Origin of the sequence: Serratia sp. (in: enterobacteria), from assembly GCF_052400455.1 — a bacterium.
Taxonomy (GTDB): Bacteria; Pseudomonadota; Gammaproteobacteria; order Enterobacterales; family Enterobacteriaceae; genus Serratia; species Serratia ureilytica.
This window is the reverse complement of record NZ_CP185812.1, coordinates 4,208,288-4,223,771: the sequence shown is the minus strand read 5'-3', so window position 1 is coordinate 4,223,771 and position 15,484 is coordinate 4,208,288. Positions and strand designations below refer to the sequence as shown.

At 58.8% G+C, this 15,484-nt stretch carries 15 protein-coding genes and 1 other RNA gene; 8 read left to right on the top strand and 8 right to left on the bottom strand.

The window, feature by feature from the left end:
* The first annotated feature begins 11 nt into the window (after positions 1–11).
* Both pgk and fbaA read left to right on the top strand, forming a co-directional pair.
* A complete protein-coding gene (pgk, locus tag ACORQT_RS20420) occupies positions 12–1,175 on the top strand; it encodes a phosphoglycerate kinase (protein ID WP_025160206.1) in 1,164 nt (387 codons plus the stop codon).
* Positions 1,176–1,291: 116 nt separating this feature from the next.
* Positions 1,292–2,371 carry a class II fructose-bisphosphate aldolase gene (gene fbaA / locus ACORQT_RS20415; RefSeq protein WP_025304179.1) on the top strand — a complete coding sequence of 360 codons (1,080 nt, stop codon included), beginning with the start codon at positions 1,292–1,294 and terminating at the stop codon, positions 2,369–2,371.
* Between the two features lie 218 nt (positions 2,372–2,589).
* Here fbaA and ACORQT_RS20410 read toward each other — a convergent pair whose 3' ends face one another.
* A complete protein-coding gene (locus ACORQT_RS20410; RefSeq protein ID WP_033644737.1) occupies positions 2,590–3,258 on the bottom strand; it encodes a DUF1345 domain-containing protein in 669 nt (222 codons plus the stop codon).
* Between the two features lie 204 nt (positions 3,259–3,462).
* Here ACORQT_RS20410 and mscS point away from each other — a divergent pair, with 204 nt between their 5' ends.
* Entirely contained in the window at positions 3,463–4,329 is an 867-nt protein-coding gene (mscS, locus tag ACORQT_RS20405) for a small-conductance mechanosensitive channel MscS (RefSeq protein WP_015378992.1), read from the top strand.
* Positions 4,330–4,411: 82 nt separating this feature from the next.
* Here the strand turns inward: mscS and ACORQT_RS20400 are convergent, their stop codons facing one another.
* From ACORQT_RS20400 to ACORQT_RS20390, 3 genes are all read right to left on the bottom strand, one after another.
* Positions 4,412–5,761, bottom strand: coding sequence for an MFS transporter (locus ACORQT_RS20400; protein WP_164057092.1), 1,350 nt, complete (start codon positions 5,759–5,761; stop codon positions 4,412–4,414).
* Positions 5,762–5,948: 187 nt separating this feature from the next.
* Complete coding sequence (locus ACORQT_RS20395; protein WP_033644741.1) at positions 5,949–6,980, bottom strand: methionine synthase; 1,032 nt, start codon at positions 6,978–6,980, stop codon at positions 5,949–5,951.
* Between the two features lie 25 nt (positions 6,981–7,005).
* On the bottom strand, positions 7,006–7,983 hold the full coding sequence (locus ACORQT_RS20390) for a DUF1852 domain-containing protein (RefSeq protein ID WP_033644742.1): 978 nt from the start codon (positions 7,981–7,983) through the stop codon (positions 7,006–7,008).
* A gap of 316 nt (positions 7,984–8,299) precedes the next feature.
* On the opposite strand from ACORQT_RS20390, the gene ACORQT_RS20385 reads away from it, so the two are divergent.
* Positions 8,300–8,839, top strand: coding sequence for a DUF2058 domain-containing protein (locus ACORQT_RS20385; RefSeq protein ID WP_047573752.1), 540 nt, complete (start codon positions 8,300–8,302; stop codon positions 8,837–8,839).
* A 7-nt stretch (positions 8,840–8,846) separates the two neighbouring features.
* On the opposite strand, the gene ACORQT_RS20380 is transcribed toward ACORQT_RS20385, so the two are convergent.
* Positions 8,847–9,545, bottom strand: a complete 699-nt coding sequence (locus ACORQT_RS20380; protein ID WP_147881098.1) for an RluA family pseudouridine synthase — start codon at positions 9,543–9,545, stop codon at positions 8,847–8,849.
* 214 nt (positions 9,546–9,759) lie between these two features.
* On the opposite strand from ACORQT_RS20380, the gene argO reads away from it, so the two are divergent.
* On the top strand, positions 9,760–10,377 hold the full coding sequence (argO, locus tag ACORQT_RS20375) for an arginine exporter ArgO (protein WP_444859276.1): 618 nt from the start codon (positions 9,760–9,762) through the stop codon (positions 10,375–10,377).
* Positions 10,378–10,498: 121 nt separating this feature from the next.
* Positions 10,499–11,230 carry an oxidative stress defense protein gene (locus tag ACORQT_RS20370; protein ID WP_031300626.1) on the top strand — a complete coding sequence of 244 codons (732 nt, stop codon included), beginning with the start codon at positions 10,499–10,501 and terminating at the stop codon, positions 11,228–11,230.
* Between the two features lie 48 nt (positions 11,231–11,278).
* On the opposite strand, the gene ACORQT_RS20365 is transcribed toward ACORQT_RS20370, so the two are convergent.
* Positions 11,279–12,172: a LysR family transcriptional regulator ArgP gene (locus ACORQT_RS20365; protein WP_004931613.1), complete on the bottom strand. Its 894-nt coding sequence runs from the start codon at positions 12,170–12,172 to the stop codon at positions 11,279–11,281.
* Positions 12,173–12,376: 204 nt separating this feature from the next.
* On the opposite strand from ACORQT_RS20365, the gene rpiA reads away from it, so the two are divergent.
* Positions 12,377–13,033 carry a ribose-5-phosphate isomerase RpiA gene (gene rpiA / locus ACORQT_RS20360; protein ID WP_025304157.1) on the top strand — a complete coding sequence of 219 codons (657 nt, stop codon included), beginning with the start codon at positions 12,377–12,379 and terminating at the stop codon, positions 13,031–13,033.
* Between the two features lie 292 nt (positions 13,034–13,325).
* Positions 13,326–14,564: a phosphoglycerate dehydrogenase gene (gene serA / locus ACORQT_RS20355; protein ID WP_025304156.1), complete on the top strand. Its 1,239-nt coding sequence runs from the start codon at positions 13,326–13,328 to the stop codon at positions 14,562–14,564.
* 48 nt (positions 14,565–14,612) lie between these two features.
* Here serA and ACORQT_RS20350 read toward each other — a convergent pair whose 3' ends face one another.
* On the bottom strand, positions 14,613–15,221 hold the full coding sequence (locus tag ACORQT_RS20350) for a 5-formyltetrahydrofolate cyclo-ligase (protein ID WP_164057093.1): 609 nt from the start codon (positions 15,219–15,221) through the stop codon (positions 14,613–14,615).
* Between the two features lie 51 nt (positions 15,222–15,272).
* Positions 15,273–15,455: non-coding RNA, 6S RNA (ssrS, locus tag ACORQT_RS20345), on the bottom strand.
* Positions 15,456–15,484: the final 29 nt, after the last annotated feature.

Here is a 15,484-nt window from a genome sequence, read left to right as displayed (position 1 = left end):
GAGGGTTCACCATGTCTGTAATTAAGATGACCGATCTGGATCTGGCGGGTAAACGCGTACTGATCCGCTCCGATCTGAACGTGCCGGTAAAAGACGGTAAAGTGACTTCCGACGCGCGTATCCGCGCTTCCCTGCCGACTATCGAAGCTGCGCTGAAGCAAGGCGCCCGCGTGATGGTAACCTCCCACCTGGGTCGTCCTACCGAAGGCGAGTACAACGAAGAATTCTCCCTGCTGCCTGTGGTCAACTACCTGAAAGATCACCTGAAATCCCCAGTGCGTCTGGCGAAGGATTATCTGGATGGCGTCGACGTCGCCGAAGGTGAACTGGTGGTGCTGGAAAACGTCCGTTTCAACAAGGGCGAGAAGAAAGATGACGAAACCCTGTCCAAGAAATACGCGGCGCTGTGCGACGTGTACGTGATGGACGCGTTCGGCACCGCGCACCGCGCGCAGGCTTCCACCCACGGCGTGGGCAAGTTCGCGCCTGTCGCCTGTGCCGGCCCGCTGCTGTCCGCCGAGCTGGAAGCGCTGGGCAAAGCCCTGGGCAACCCGGCCCGTCCGATGGTCGCCATCGTGGGCGGTTCTAAAGTCTCCACCAAACTGACCGTGCTGGATTCCCTGTCCAAAATCGCCGATCAGCTGATCGTCGGCGGCGGCATCGCCAACACCTTCGTGGCGGCGCAGGGCAACAACGTGGGCCAGTCCCTGTACGAACCGGATCTGATCCCGAACGCGCAGAAACTGCTGGAAACCTGCGACATTCCGGTGCCGACCGACGTGCGCGTGGCGACCGAGTTCTCTGAGACCGCGACCGCGACCGTGAAGCAGGCCAACGAGATCCAGGACAACGAGCAAATTCTGGATATGGGCGACGTCTCTGCCGAGCGTCTGGCCGTTATCCTGAAGAACGCCAAAACCATTCTGTGGAATGGCCCGGTTGGCGTATTCGAGTTCCCTAACTTCCGTAAGGGCACCGAAATTGTCGCCCGCGCGATCGCCGATAGCGACGCTTTCTCTATCGCTGGCGGCGGCGACACTCTGGCAGCCATCGATCTGTTCGGTATCGCTGACAAAATCTCCTACATCTCCACCGGCGGTGGCGCATTCCTGGAATTCGTTGAAGGGAAACCGCTGCCTGCAGTCGTGATGCTGGAAGAGCGCGCTAAGCAGTAATTCAGACAACGGGAGGCGAAAGCCGCCCGTTTGTTTTATACCGCGCGGCAAATGCTGCGCGGCGTGAAAACATCGATTTACATCCATCTACGGCCGACGAAACAGGACAAAGTAACATGTCTAAAATTTTTGATTTCGTAAAACCGGGTGTCATCACGGGTGATGACGTTCAGAAAGTCTTCGCAGTTGCTAAAGAGAACAACTTTGCGCTGCCAGCGGTAAACTGCGTGGGTACCGACTCCATCAACGCAGTGCTGGAAGCCGCGGCTAAAGTGCGCGCGCCGGTCATCGTTCAATTCTCCAACGGCGGCGCCGCATTCATCGCCGGCAAAGGCGTGAAGACCGATGTGCCGCAGGGCGCAGCGATTCTGGGCGCTATCTCCGGCGCACACCACGTTCACCAGATGGCTGAACACTACGGCGTGCCGGTGATCCTGCACACCGACCACTGCGCGAAGAAACTGCTGCCATGGCTGGACGGCCTGCTGGACGCCGGCGAGAAACACTTCGCCGCTACCGGCAAACCGCTGTTCTCTTCCCACATGATCGATCTGTCTGAAGAGTCTCTGGAAGAAAACATCGAGATCTGCAGCGCCTACCTGAAGCGCATGGCCAAAATCGGCATGACGCTGGAAATCGAACTGGGCTGCACCGGCGGTGAAGAAGATGGCGTGGACAACAGCCATATGGACGCTTCCGCTCTGTACACCCAGCCGGAAGACGTGGCTTACGCGTACGAAAAACTGAACGCCATCAGCCCGCGCTTCACCATCGCTGCATCGTTCGGTAACGTGCACGGCGTGTACAAGCCAGGCAACGTTAAGCTGACTCCAACCATCCTGCGCGATTCTCAGGATTACGTGTCCAAGAAATTCAACCTGCCGCACAACAGCCTGAACTTCGTGTTCCACGGCGGTTCCGGTTCTACCGACGCAGAGATCAAAGAGTCTGTGGGTTACGGCGTGATCAAGATGAACATCGACACCGACACCCAATGGGCGACCTGGGACGGCATCCTGCAGTACTACAAAGCGAACGAAGCTTACCTGCAGGGCCAGCTGGGCAACCCGAAAGGCGCCGATCAACCTAACAAGAAATACTACGATCCACGCGTATGGCTGCGCGCAGCGCAGACCAGCATGGTGACGCGTCTGGAGCAGGCCTTCAAAGATCTGAACGCGGTAGACGTTCTGTAATCTTCGGCACCTGTTGCATGAAGTACAAGGCTCCCTGCGGGGAGCCTTTTTGTTTATGGCAAGCCTGATGCGTGGCTTGGCTTGCCGTTGGCAAAATATAAAAAATAAGGAAAATCAATTTATTGATTTTCGACTGATGATCACAAAGGAGGAAAAACCACGTTTTATCCTCCTTTGTTTGCAATTTAAAGGCTCCCTGCGGGGAGCCTTTTTCGTTTTCAGCCCAACAGGCCGGCGCCGACGTTGATGGACAGGCCCAGGATCAGCATGTTGAACGCGAAGGAGATCACCGACTGCAGAAGGGTGATCTTGCGCACCTCTGCCGCGCCGACCGCCACATCGGCGGTTTGCGACGCGACCGCGATGGTGAAGGAGAAGTAGGCGAAATCCAGATAGGTGGGATCGGCGAGATTGCCGGGGAACAGCAGCGGCAAAGGATCCTGCTGTGCGCCCTGGCGATAAAACTGATGAGCATAGTGCATGGTGAAGGCGGTCGGCAGAAGCAGCCAGGAGACCGCCAGCGTGGCGCCGGTCAGGAGCAAATGCAGCGTTTTCAGAGAGCCGGCCACCTGTTTGGCGCTGCTCAATTCAAACAGGATCGCCAGTAAGCTGACCAGGCAGCCGAGGCTGACTAACGCCAGCACCATGCTGGCGCTTTCGTCCTGCCGCCGGGCGATTTGGCGAATGTGCTGCGGCGTGCTGACCAGCATCAGCCGCCAGAGAAACAGCAGGTAGAGCCAGGCCAGCGTATTCCAGCCGATCATCAAGCGTTGCAGCAGCGAGAGCTGGGCGGGCAGCAGCAGAAAGCACAGCAGCCCGGCGCCGACGGAAAACAGCAGCCTGGGCCGCACTTGCCAATAGTGTTTGAGCGAAGAGCGAATGTGCATGAAGAACGGATCCCTTGTCGTGAAATGGCCAACGCGCTGTTCTCAGCATAGAAGAAGCGGCCGGCGGTTTCGGCTATTTTTAATGCTGATGGTTGGCATGAGCCTTTAATGTTGGTTACCCTTAGGCGTGGTTTCCTACTGGCCGCCGAGGCCAGTGTATTTTTGCGAGTTTCTCCCGTTAGGGACTGAGTTAGGACGACACGAATGAAAGATTTGAATGTAGTAGACGGCATCAACGGTGCCGGCGACTGGTTGGTGAAGAATCAGGATCTGTTGATCCAGTACGCGGTGAATATCGTCGCCGCCATCGTTATCCTGATCATCGGTTCGATCGTGGCCCGCGTGGTCGGCAATGCGCTGAACCGCGTGATGAAGCTGCGCGGCATCGACGCCACGGTGGCCGACTTCCTGTCGGCGATCGTGCGTTACGGCGTGCTGGCGTTCACCTTTATCGCCGTGCTGGGGCGCGTCGGCGTGCAGACCACCTCGGTGATCGCGGTGCTGGGTGCCGCCGGTTTGGCCGTCGGCCTGGCGCTGCAAGGCTCGCTGTCCAACTTCGCCGCCGGCGTTCTGCTGGTGATCTTCCGTCCGCTGCGCGTGGGTGAATATGTCGATCTGGGCGGCGTGGCCGGTACCGTCGATCAGGTGCAGATTTTCTCCACCACCCTGCGCACCGCCGACAACAAAACCATCGTGGTGCCGAACGGTAAAATCATCGCCGGCAACATCATCAACTACTCCCGCGAACCGAACCGCCGCGTGGATATCGTGGTGGGCGTGGCTTACAACGCCGATATCGACGTGGTGAAGAAGGTGCTGGGCGACGTGATCGCCGCCGACAAACGCATCATGCACGCCAAAGGCGTGACCGTGCGTCTGAACGAGATGGCGCCGTCCTCGCTGAACTTCGTGACCCGTTCCTGGACCACCAATGCGGAATACTGGAACGTGTACTTCGATCTGATGGAAAACTTCAAGCGCGCGCTGGATGCCCACAACATCGGCATTCCGTTCCCGCAGATGGATGTGCACCTGTATCGTACCGAAGACGCTTCCGCCAAGGCGGAATAACACAGAAGGGGGCCTTGGCCCCCTTTTTTATTGCAGGCCGAGACGCTGCCGATGGCGTCTCGGCCTTTTATTTTCCGCGAGGTCAGATGCCCGCAGCCGGTTCCGTGAGCGACGTGCGGCGGCGCAGGCTGAGGCGATAGAGCAGGAAGATGGCGGCGGCGCCCAGCAGCGCCGGCAGCGCCAGCCAGAGGAAGAACACTTCCGTCGAGCCGGCGGCGGCCATCATCCAGGCGCCGAGCATCGAGCCGACAATTGAGCCGAAGCGGCCATTGGCCATGGCCCAGCTGACGCCGGTGACGCGGGCTGCAGTCGGATAAAGGGTGGCTGAAACCAGGTTCAGGCCGTTTTGCGCGCCGGCCACGCCGAAGCCGATCAGGAACACGACGGCGGCCAGCGTGTAGACGTCGCCCATCAGATACCCGGTCGCGCCAATTACCAGTGCGGCGCCCAGGTAGGAGACGGCCAGTACGCGGTAAGGCCCGATCCGATCCATCAGCAGCGCCATCAGGATGGCGCCCAGGGTGCCGCCGAGCGGCACCATCGCGCCGATGCGCGAGGCGTGGGCGATGTCGTAACCGGCGTCTTTGAGCAGGGTCGGCAGCCAGCTGGTGAGCAGGTAGAACACGAACAGCGAACAGAAGAACGCCGCCCACAGCAGCAGGGTGCGCACGGCGCGGCCTTCGATAAATAGGTGTGATATCGGCGACCTGGCCTGCGCCGGGCGCTCGTCATCGACAATCGTCACGCCGGCCCAACGCTGGCCGGTGATGCGTTCGACCACCCGGCGCAGCCGATCGGCATGTTTGGCGCTGGCGGCCATAAAGCGTACTGATTCGGGCATCTGCCAGGCCAACAGCGGCAGCAGCGCCAACGGCGCGATGCCACCGACCAGCAGCAGGCCGCGCCAGCCGAACGCCGGGATGATCTGCCCGGCCAGCAGGCCGCCCAGGGCTAACCCAGCGGTAAAGCCGCTCCAGCTCAAGGTGACCATCAGCATGCGGCGGCGCGCCGGTGAGTACTCCGAGCTGAGGGTGATGCAGGTCGGTATCGCGCCTCCGAGGCCAATGCCGGTGATGAAGCGCAGCAGGGTCAGGGATTCGATCGAATGCGTATAGGCCGAAGCCAGAGTACAGCCGCCAAACACCAGTACCGCGACGAGCAGCACGCGTTTGCGGCCGAGGGCGTCGGCGATCGGCCCGAACAGCAGGCTGCCGATCAGCAGGCCGAACAGCCCCGCGCCGAAGGCGGGAGAGAGCTGAGCGGGCTGCAGGCCCCACTCTTCGCGCAGCGCCGGCGCGATATAGCCGATGATGGCGGTATCGAAGCCATCCAGCAGGGCAATGAGGAAACACAGGGTCAGGATCAGGATTTGGTAGGGGGAGATCCTGGCGCGATCGATGATTTCGCTGATGCGAGCGGTATTTGGGCTCATGGTTATTCCACTGTTATTCGGCTGGTGTGGGCTGGCTGAGGGCTGTTCAGGCCAGGCCTGAACCAAAACCGCTGTGGCTGGCATCGCGTAGAAATCCGAGTATACACCAGAGCGGGGGCGTTGCGGGGAGGGGGAATTGCTGATAATCGCCCGCCGCAGGAGGTGTCTGTGGCGGGCGCAGGCAAGGTTATTTGGCTAACAGCTCTCGGCGCACGATCTCGGCGCCTGCGCTTAACGCATTCAGCTTGCCGCGGGCGACCTGACGGGGCAGGGGGGCCATGCCGCAGTTGGTCGACGGATAGAGCTTGTCGGCATCGACAAACTGCAGCGCTTTGCGCAGCGTGTCGGCCACTTCCTCCGGCGTCTCAACGGCATGATTCGCTACGTCGATGGCGCCGACCATCACCTTTTTGCCGCGGATCAGTTCAAGCAGATCCATGGGCACGTGCGAGTTATGGCACTCCAGCGAGATGATATCGATGTTAGACGTTTGCAGTTTCGGAAACGCCTCTTCATATTGTCGCCATTCCGAGCCCAGCGTCTTTTTCCAGTCGGTATTGGCTTTAATCCCATATCCATAGCAGATATGTACGGCGGTTTCACACTTAAGCCCTTCAATGGCTCTTTCCAGGGCGGCGATGCCCCAGTCATTCACCTCGTCAAAGAACACGTTAAATGCGGGCTCATCAAACTGAATAATGTCGACGCCTGCGGCCTCGAGCTCTTTGGCTTCCTGATTGAGGATCTTCGCGAACTCCCAGGCTAATTTCTCGCGGCTTTTATAGTGGTTGTCATAGAGCGTGTCGATCATGGTCATCGGCCCCGGCAGGGCCCATTTAATCGGCTGTGTGGTCAGCTGGCGTAAAAATTTGGCGTCTTCAACGAAAACGGGTTTTTGACGCGAGACTGCCCCCACGACCGTCGGCACGCTCGCCTCATAGCGATTGCGAATTTTAACCACTTCGCGTTTTTCGAAATCGACGCCGCTGAGATGCTCGATAAACGTCGTGACGAAGTGCTGACGGGTTTGTTCGCCATCGCTGACGATATCGATGCCGGCCTGTTGTTGCTCTGCCAGTGACAAACGCAGGGCGTCCTGTTTCCCTTCGATGAGTTCTTCATTCTGCAATTTCCAGGGCGACCACAGGGTTTCCGGTTGGGCCAGCCAGACCGGTTTGGGCAAGCTGCCGGCGGTCGATGTGGGGAGCAATATTTTCATGATAGGTGACCTGTATTTAAGTGAATCAAAGCGCGTAGTGAGCAGACCATTGCTCAAGAATAGGCTTATAGGGTTTGATAAATTGCTCTTCCGTAAATTTCCCCTGCTCAATCGCTAGCTGGCTACGCTCTTCGCGATCGTAAACAATCTTGGTTAATGAATGATCCTGGTTATTCAGGCTTGGCTGATAGCATTGCCCCGCCGCCGAGTTGGCATTGTAAATTTCAGGCCGATAGATTTTCTGGAAGGTCTCCATCGTGCTGATGGTGCCGATCAGTTCCAGGTCGGTGTAATCGCTCAGCAAATCCCCAGGGAAATAAAAGGCCAGGGGCGCAACGCTATTTTTCGGCATGAAATAGCGCACCTGCAGGCCCATTTTTTTAAAATACCGGTCGGTCAATGAAGCGCCGTCTTGCCGATACTCGTCGCCCAAGACCGGGTGTTGATTGCCCGTCCGATGGTAGGTGTCTTTGCTGGATACGCTGAGGCAGATCACCGGCGGTTTGCTGAAATTTTCATGGTATTCGTTTGAATTGACGAAGTGCTTAAAGATATTGCCGTGCAAATCGCCAAAATCATCCGGAATGGTAAATTCCGCCGTGTTTTTATTGTGCGCCGGCAGCAAGACGCTAAAGTCGTAATCGCGCACGTAAGACGAGAAATTGTTCCCGACGATGCCCTCGATACGCTTTTGCGTTTTTTTATCGATGATGTTGGTTTTCAGGATTTCGATAACCGGAAAGCTGGCGCCCTGATCTTCGATGCGCATCTCAACCGAGATGATTTCCAGCTCGACGGAGTAGCGATCGGCCTTGGGGTTATCCCAATAGGCTAATGCATTAAAGCGATTGTCGATCATCACCAACGTGTTGCGCAGGTTCTCCCGGCGGTTTTTCCCTCTGGCCAAATTGGCAAAGTTGGTGGTGATACGCGTATTTTCAGAAGGGTTATAATCTTCGTCGAAAGAACTGCTCTTAATCGTAAAGGTAAAGTCTGTATTCATCGTCTTATAGCATCCTGTTATATGATATGAAGGCTGGGTTTATCCATTTCTTTCAATGGCTTGTTTTTCTATTTTTTTATTCAGCCGATTTCATATTGTCTGTCGTTAATGAGGTCTATTTTTGCCAGAGTCCCGGAGGGAGTGAAAGAGACTTAATTTCATTACCACATGAGCGGTATTCATGATCGGGCGTTCGGGCCGTTTTACCGCCGTTGCTCTGCGGCGCAAACCGCCGGTGGGTTGGGCCGGCAACCTGGTGCAGCCTGAAAAATTACGGGTATAATCCCTCCATGATCCCACGGCTTCAGACACGAACATGACAAAACTCACCTTACAAGAGCAGATGCTCAAAGCGGGCTTGGTAACCAGCAAGAAAATGGCCAAAGTCCAAAGAACGGCTAAAAAATCACGCGTTCAGGCCCGCGAGGCCAGAGAGGCGGTGGAAGAGAATAAAAAGGCGCAGCTTGAGCGCGATAAGCAGTTGAACGAGCAGCAAAAGCAAGCCGCGCTGTCCAAAGAATACAAGGCGCAGGTGAAGCAGCTGATCGAGATGAATCGCATCGTTCTGGCGAAAGGCGATATCGGTTTTAACTTCACCGATGGCAACCTGATCAAAAAAATCCTGGTGGATAAGGCGACGCAGACCCAACTGATCAATGGCCGCCTCGCCATTGCCCGCTTGGTGGTCGAGAACCGGGAAGAGTGTGAATACGCGATTATCCCCGCGAGCGTCGCCGATAAAATCGCGCAGCGCGATGCGGGCAGCATTGTGTTGCACAGCGCGCTGAGTCAGGAAGAGCAGGATGAAGACGATCCGTACGCCGACTTTAAAGTGCCTGACGATTTGATGTGGTAAGCCGCGTTCAGAACGGCGCGGCGTGACGAGCGGTTATCCGCTCTCCGCGGATGGGGTGCACAAAGTCCAGTTCGCTGGCGTGCAGCATCAGCCGCGGCGTCTGCTCGGTACCCGGCAGCAGGCGCCCGCCATACAGATCGCAGCCTAAAATGGGATGGCCCAATTGCCGGCTGTGAATACGCAGCTGGTGGGTGCGCCCAGTCTCTGGGGTAAGCTGCACCCGCGTCAGCGGCAGCGAGATCCCGCCTTCCGTTTCACGATAAAAACGCTCGACGACCCGATAGCGGGAGCGAGCGGGCTTGCCGTGAAGGGCGCAAATCGACATCAGCGGGAACAGCGCCGGATCGTTGGCGATCGCCGCATCTATCACCCCTTCGTCATCCGCCACATGGCCGCAGAGCAGCGCGCTGTAGACTTTACCGACGGTGCGCTCGCTGAACTGCCGGCAGAGCGCGGCATTGACGGCCTTATTGCGGGCTACCACCATCAACCCGGACGTGCCGAAATCCAGGCGGTGCGCCAGTGTGCAGCCGGGGAAGATCTGCACCAGCCGATAGTGCACCGAGTCGAGATTTTGCGGATTTTTGCCCGAAAGGCTGAGCAACCCGGCGGGTTTATTGATCAGTGCCAGATGATCGTCCTGATAGAGGATCTCTATCTGGTCATGACAGGGCGGGGCGATGAAGGTATCGGTAATCGTAGACATCGGTCGGCCGGCTGGAGGGGAGAGGGGCGGATGATAGCGAATTTTTCGCCGATGGGCGAATCTGGCGGCGCTGGCCTGGCGCCCACAGGGTATTAGCATCTCTGATACTTGATTAGAAACATCAATTTCACCTAATGATCGCTTCCTCGTATGATGCGCGTGTTGACCGATACGCGCCCACGTCCGGCGCCTTTTATCATTCGAGGAATTTCCCATGCTAGCCGTCTTCCTGCAGGGCTTTGCCCTGAGCGCCGCCATGATCCTGCCGCTGGGCCCGCAGAACGTATTCGTGATGAATCAGGGCATTCGCCGTCAGTATCATCTGATGATCGCCTCATTGTGCGCGCTGAGCGATATCGTGCTGATCTGCGCCGGTATTTTCGGCGGCAGCGCGTTGCTGACCCGCTCGCCGCTGCTGCTGGCGTTGGTGACCTGGGGCGGGGTGGCGTTTCTGCTGTGGTACGGCTGGGTCGCGTTCCGTTCCGCCTTCAGCCCGCAACCGGCGCAGGCCGCGGCGCAGGAGCTGGCGCAGAGCCGCTGGCGCATCGTGGTCACCATGCTGGCGGTCACCTGGCTGAATCCGCACGTCTATCTGGATACCTTCGTGGTGCTCGGCAGCCTGGGCGGGCAGCTGACGGCGGACGTGCGTTCCTGGTTCGCGCTTGGCGCGGTCAGCGCGTCGGCGGTGTGGTTCTTTGGCCTGGCGCTGCTGGCCTCCTGGCTGGCGCCGTGGCTGAACACCCAGCGGGCGCAGCGCATCATCAACGCGCTGGTCGGTCTGGTGATGTGGGGCATCGCGCTGCAGCTGGCCTGGCAGGGGGCAAATTTATAAGAATTTGTCACTAATCCGAATTCAAAACGCCGTGCGATATGCTACGTTTGATGCCAGGAAACCGGCGGTTCTCGCAGGGAAAAGCCGGCGATCAGAGACAGCCTGTCATTAAGGAGACACTGTGAAGCTAAAAGCATTGGCTATGGCCGCAATGGTCGGATTAGGGACGCTACCGATGGCGCTGCAGGCGGCTGAATTGCCTGAAGGGCCGCACGTCGTCACCTCCGGCACCGCCAGCGTGGACGCCACGCCGGATATCGCCACTCTGGCGATCGAAGTGAGCGTTTCCTCCAAAGACGCCGCCCAGGCGAAGAAGCAGGTAGACGAGCGCGTGGCGCAGTACTTTGATTTCCTGCAGAAAAACAACATCGAGAAGAAAGACATCAGCGCCGCCAACCTGCGCACCCAGCCGGAATACGATTACCTGAAAACCGGCGAGTCGGTGCTGAAGGGCTACCGGGCGGTGCGCCAGGTGCAGGTGACCCTGCGCCAGTTGGACAAGCTGAACGAGCTGCTGGACGGCGCGCTGAAATCCGGCCTGAACGAGATCCGCGCGGTGGAGCTGGGCGTCGCCAAGCCGGACGTGTATCGCGAGCAGGCGCGGCAAAAAGCGATCGAGAACGCGACTCAGCAGGCCGAATCCCTGGCCAAGGGCTTCCACGCCAAGCTGGGGCCGGTGTACAGCATTCGCTACCGGGTCGCCAACTACCAGCCGATGCCGGTGGCGCGGATGTATAAGGCGGCCGGCGCGGCGGCAGAAAACGACGCGGCGCAAACCTATGAACAGCAAAGCATTCACTTCGACGATCAGGTGGATGTGGTGTTCGAGCTGCAGCGCAACGCCGCGCAGTAAGGGGGTTGTCATGAAGAAAAGGTTCGCTGCGGCGAACCTTTATTCGTTTTAATCCTGGCGCAGCACCTGGTGACCGTGCTCCAGCAACGCGTCGGTCACTTTACGCATCATGCGGCTCTCCGGCGCGAAGCGGTGCCAGTACAGCATGCGGCGCTGGTACAGCCCCGGCGTCAAATCGATCAGTTCGCCGGATGCCAGCTCCTTTTCGATCTGCAGATGTGGGATCATACAGCAGGTGGTGCCCTGACGTGCCAGCTGCACGAAGGCTTCCGATGAGTTCACGATATGGCAGGGCACGCTGCCCGGCGACAGATCGAAGTTCTGCTGCAGGAATGCCTGGTGCATGTCGTCGAGATGATCGAAGGCCACCGCCGGCGCTTTCAACAGCGCGGAGCGGGTGACGCCGTTCGGGAAATAGCGCTCGGCGAAGCCGCTGGAGGCCACGAACAGGTAGTCCAGCGCCCCCAGACGATCCACCAGGCAGCTCGGCAGCGGCTGCGGCTGAATACTCACCGCGCCCACCACCTCACCGCGGCGCAGCCGCTCCTGGGTGCGGGTTTCATCTTCCACCTGCAGATTCAGACGAATGGGGGAGTCCGCCAGCACCGGCTTCAGCGCCGGCAGCAGCCAGGTCGCCAGACTGTCGGCGTTGACCGCCAGCGACAGCAGCAGCGGCGTATCGACGCCGGTGTCGTTGCCCAGCCACTCTTCTTCCAGCAGCTCCACCTGATGCAGCAGCGCCAGCAGCTTTTGCCCCTGTTCGGTCGGGCGCGGCGGCACGGTGCGGACCAGCAGCGGTTGGCCGAACAGGTTTTCCAGCTGTTTGATGCGTTGGGATACCGCCGATTGCGTGATGCAGAGTTTTTGCGCGGCGCGCTCGAAGCCGCGCTCACGGATCACCGCGTCCAGCGCTTGCAGCGTACGATAGTCTGGGCGTTTCATCGGAAAGATATCCCTTAAATTAGAATGATACCGGCACTATGCCACATTTTGCGTGCGGCGCAGGTGGAAAAATCACGCCCCCAGCTCGCCGCCAAGCGGGTAAAAATGCGGGCTGCGGTAAATAAGTGTGATCCTGCCGGCGTGAAAAACAGCGTTTTACCCTATAATACGCACACGTTTTCGTACAGAGGCAAGGGACATATTATGACGCAGGATGAACTGAAAAAAGCGGTGGGCTGGGCGGCGCTGGAATACGTGACGCCGGGCACCATCGTCGGGGTGGGCACCGGCTCTACCGCCGCCCACTTTATTGACGCGCTGGGCTCCATCAAGCACCAGATTGAAGGCGCGGTGTCCAGCTCAGACGCCTCCACCGCCAAGCTGAAAAGCCTCGGCATCCATGTGTTCGACAGCAACGAAGTGGACTCGCTCGATATCTACGTGGACGGCGCGGACGAAATCAACGGCCACATGCAGATGATCAAAGGCGGCGGCGCGGCGCTGACGCGCGAGAAGATCATCGCCGCCATCGCCAAGAAATTCATCTGCATCGTCGACGCCAGCAAGCAGGTGGACGTGCTGGGCAAATTCCCGCTGCCGGTGGAAGTGATCCCGATGGCCCGCTCCTATGTGGCGCGCGAGCTGGTGAAACTGGGCGGCCTGCCGGAGTATCGCCAGAACGTAGTGACCGACAACGGCAACGTGATCCTCGATGTGCATAACCTGAGCATCACCGACGCTATCGCGCTGGAGAACAAGATCAACGGCATCGCCGGCGTGGTGACCGTGGGGCTGTTCGCCAACCGCGGCGCGGACGTGGCGCTGGTCGGCACCCCGGAAGGCGTGAAAGTGGTCAAATAAGCCTCTGCGGCCTGTGGCCCGGCAGTGCCGGGCCGCATATTTCTTCGGTTAAAACATCTTTTCTGAAAAGCGGCAAATTTGGTGACTTATGTCACATTGTGAAAACTGACTCCCCAAAGCTTCTGCCGAAAACTTTCCCTATGGCATTTTCTGCCGTAAACCGCCATCAACGCTGCGCCTTGTCCTGCCGGGCAGGCAATCGTTTGTATTGCCGCCTGCGTTATTTTTGTTATGTTGGATGGGAGCTGTGTCGTCACAGCCGCTTCTGAAGTCTGAACATAGGGTCGGGTAAATGGCAAAAGTATCATTGGAGAAAGACAGGATTAAATTCCTGTTGGTGGAAGGGGTTCATCAGAGCACGGTCGATAATTTGCGTGCCGCCGGTTATACCAACATCGAATACCACAAGGGTGCGTTAGACACCGAATCGCTGAAGGCCTCCATCCGCGATGCGCACTTCGTCGGCATCCGATCGCGCACGCATCTGACCGAAGAGGTGTTCGCCGCCGCAGAAAAACTGGTGGCGGTGGGCTGCTTCTGCATCGGCACCAACCAGGTTGACCTGAAAGCGGCGACCAAACGCGGCATTCCGGTCTTCAACGCCCCGTTCTCCAATACCCGATCCGTGGCCGAAATGGTGCTGGGCGAGCTGCTGTTGATGCTGCGCGGCATTCCGGCCGCCAACGCCAAGGCGCACCGCGGCGTGTGGCACAAACTGGCCGTGGGCTCCTATGAAGCGCGCGGCAAAAAACTGGGCATCATCGGCTACGGCCATATCGGCACCCAGCTGGGCATTCTGGCCGAAGGGCTGGGCATGAAGGTGTTCTTCTACGATATCGAGAACAAGCTGCCGTTGGGCAACGCGCAACAGGTGCGTCATCTGTCCGATCTGCTCAATATGAGCGACGTGGTGACGCTGCACGTGCCGGAAACGCTGGCGACCAAGAATATGATGGGGGCGGAAGAGCTGGCGCTGATGAAACCGGGCGCTATTCTGATCAACGCCTCGCGCGGCACCGTGGTGGATATCCCCGCGCTGTGCGACGCGCTGGCCAGCAATCACCTGGCGGGGGCGGCGATCGACGTCTTCCCGGAAGAACCGGCGACCAACAGCGATCCGTTCAACTCGCCGCTGTGTGAGTTCGATAACGTGCTGTTGACGCCGCACATCGGCGGTTCCACTCAGGAAGCGCAGGAAAACATCGGCGACGAAGTGGCCGGCAAGCTGGCGAAATATTCCGATAACGGTTCGACCCTGTCGGCGGTCAACTTCCCGGAAGTGTCGTTGCCGGCGCATGGCCCGAACGCCAGCCGTCTGCTGCACATCCACGAAAACCGTCCGGGCGTGCTGACGCAGATTAACCAGATCTTCGCCGAAGAGGGGGTTAACATCGCCGCGCAGTATCTGCAAACCGGGCCGGAAATCGGCTATGTGGTGATCGACATCGAAGCGGAAACCGCGCGCGCCGACGCCGCGCTGCAGCGCATGAAGGCCATCGACGGCACCATTCGCGCCCGTCTGCTGTTCTGATTCGGCGGCTCGCCGCAACGAAAAAGGCCGGAGCGATCCGGCCTTTTGCTATTTGGGCTCCCGCCACGCCCAGCTGCAGAGCGGGGTGAGGATTTCCGGCAGCGGGATATCCCAGTGTTCGGTCGGCAGGTGCTCCACCTGCTGGCAATCATGGGCCAGGCCGATGGGATAGGGGCCGCCGCTGCGCCAGTTTTGCAGGGTGCGATCGTAAAAGCCGCCGCCCATGCCCAGACGCTGTCCGGTATGATCGAATGCCACCAGCGGCGTCAGCACCACCTCCAGTTCACCCAGCGGCAACACATGGCGCACATCGAGACGCGGCTCGAGAATATTGAAGCGATTGCGCACCAGCGGCGTTTCCGGCGCATAGCGTAGGAACAACAGGTGTCCCGGGCTGAACGGATGCAGCACCGGCAGGTAAACCCGTTTGCCGAGCGTCCACAGACGCTCGATCAGCGGCCCGGTATCGAGTTCGCCGTCAAACGACAGAAAGACCGCGATGTTGTGCGCCGCTTGAATGCGCGTGTGTGCGATGAGGCGTTCGGTTATCTTTTCTGCGGCAAAGCGTTGCTGCTCGGGCGTAAGCTCGCGCCGACGTTGGCGAATGAGTTGACGAATGGCTTGGCGCTGCTGCGCGAATTGGGATTGAAAAGACATCGTATCAGGCTTGCTCAGTGTGGCGTTCAGCACACAAAACCGCTGAGAAGGGGAATCTCCGAGATGCCGTCGCAGGCTGTAACCCTTGAACCCATGGTTCAAGGTGAACGTGCCGTCGCAATCTTAAGGCTTCTCGGCGCACCGAGCGTGCTCACCGATCGCGGAGCAACACATTCTGTTTGTACTAAATATCGGCTCAGGGGACTGGCCCGCTGGCGAACATCTCAGAGAAATTTTGTACTCGTTGCCGAAAACTTGGCTTT

What these genes read in the sequence shown, in the direction of transcription:
- pgk (WP_025160206.1), top strand. Translation starts at nt 12, where the DNA reads ATGTCTGTAATTAAGATGACCGATCTGGATCTGGCGGGTAAACGCGTA.
- fbaA (WP_025304179.1), top strand. Translation starts at nt 1,292, where the DNA reads ATGTCTAAAATTTTTGATTTCGTAAAACCGGGTGTCATCACGGGTGAT.
- ACORQT_RS20410 (WP_033644737.1), bottom strand. Translation starts at nt 3,258, where the DNA reads ATGCACATTCGCTCTTCGCTCAAACACTATTGGCAAGTGCGGCCCAGG.
- mscS (WP_015378992.1), top strand. Translation starts at nt 3,463, where the DNA reads ATGAAAGATTTGAATGTAGTAGACGGCATCAACGGTGCCGGCGACTGG.
- ACORQT_RS20400 (WP_164057092.1), bottom strand. Translation starts at nt 5,761, where the DNA reads ATGAGCCCAAATACCGCTCGCATCAGCGAAATCATCGATCGCGCCAGG.
- ACORQT_RS20395 (WP_033644741.1), bottom strand. Translation starts at nt 6,980, where the DNA reads ATGAAAATATTGCTCCCCACATCGACCGCCGGCAGCTTGCCCAAACCG.
- ACORQT_RS20390 (WP_033644742.1), bottom strand. Translation starts at nt 7,983, where the DNA reads ATGAATACAGACTTTACCTTTACGATTAAGAGCAGTTCTTTCGACGAA.
- ACORQT_RS20385 (WP_047573752.1), top strand. Translation starts at nt 8,300, where the DNA reads ATGACAAAACTCACCTTACAAGAGCAGATGCTCAAAGCGGGCTTGGTA.
- ACORQT_RS20380 (WP_147881098.1), bottom strand. Translation starts at nt 9,545, where the DNA reads ATGTCTACGATTACCGATACCTTCATCGCCCCGCCCTGTCATGACCAG.
- argO (WP_444859276.1), top strand. Translation starts at nt 9,760, where the DNA reads ATGCTAGCCGTCTTCCTGCAGGGCTTTGCCCTGAGCGCCGCCATGATC.
- ACORQT_RS20365 (WP_004931613.1), bottom strand. Translation starts at nt 12,172, where the DNA reads ATGAAACGCCCAGACTATCGTACGCTGCAAGCGCTGGACGCGGTGATC.
- rpiA (WP_025304157.1), top strand. Translation starts at nt 12,377, where the DNA reads ATGACGCAGGATGAACTGAAAAAAGCGGTGGGCTGGGCGGCGCTGGAA.
- serA (WP_025304156.1), top strand. Translation starts at nt 13,326, where the DNA reads ATGGCAAAAGTATCATTGGAGAAAGACAGGATTAAATTCCTGTTGGTG.
- ACORQT_RS20350 (WP_164057093.1), bottom strand. Translation starts at nt 15,221, where the DNA reads ATGTCTTTTCAATCCCAATTCGCGCAGCAGCGCCAAGCCATTCGTCAA.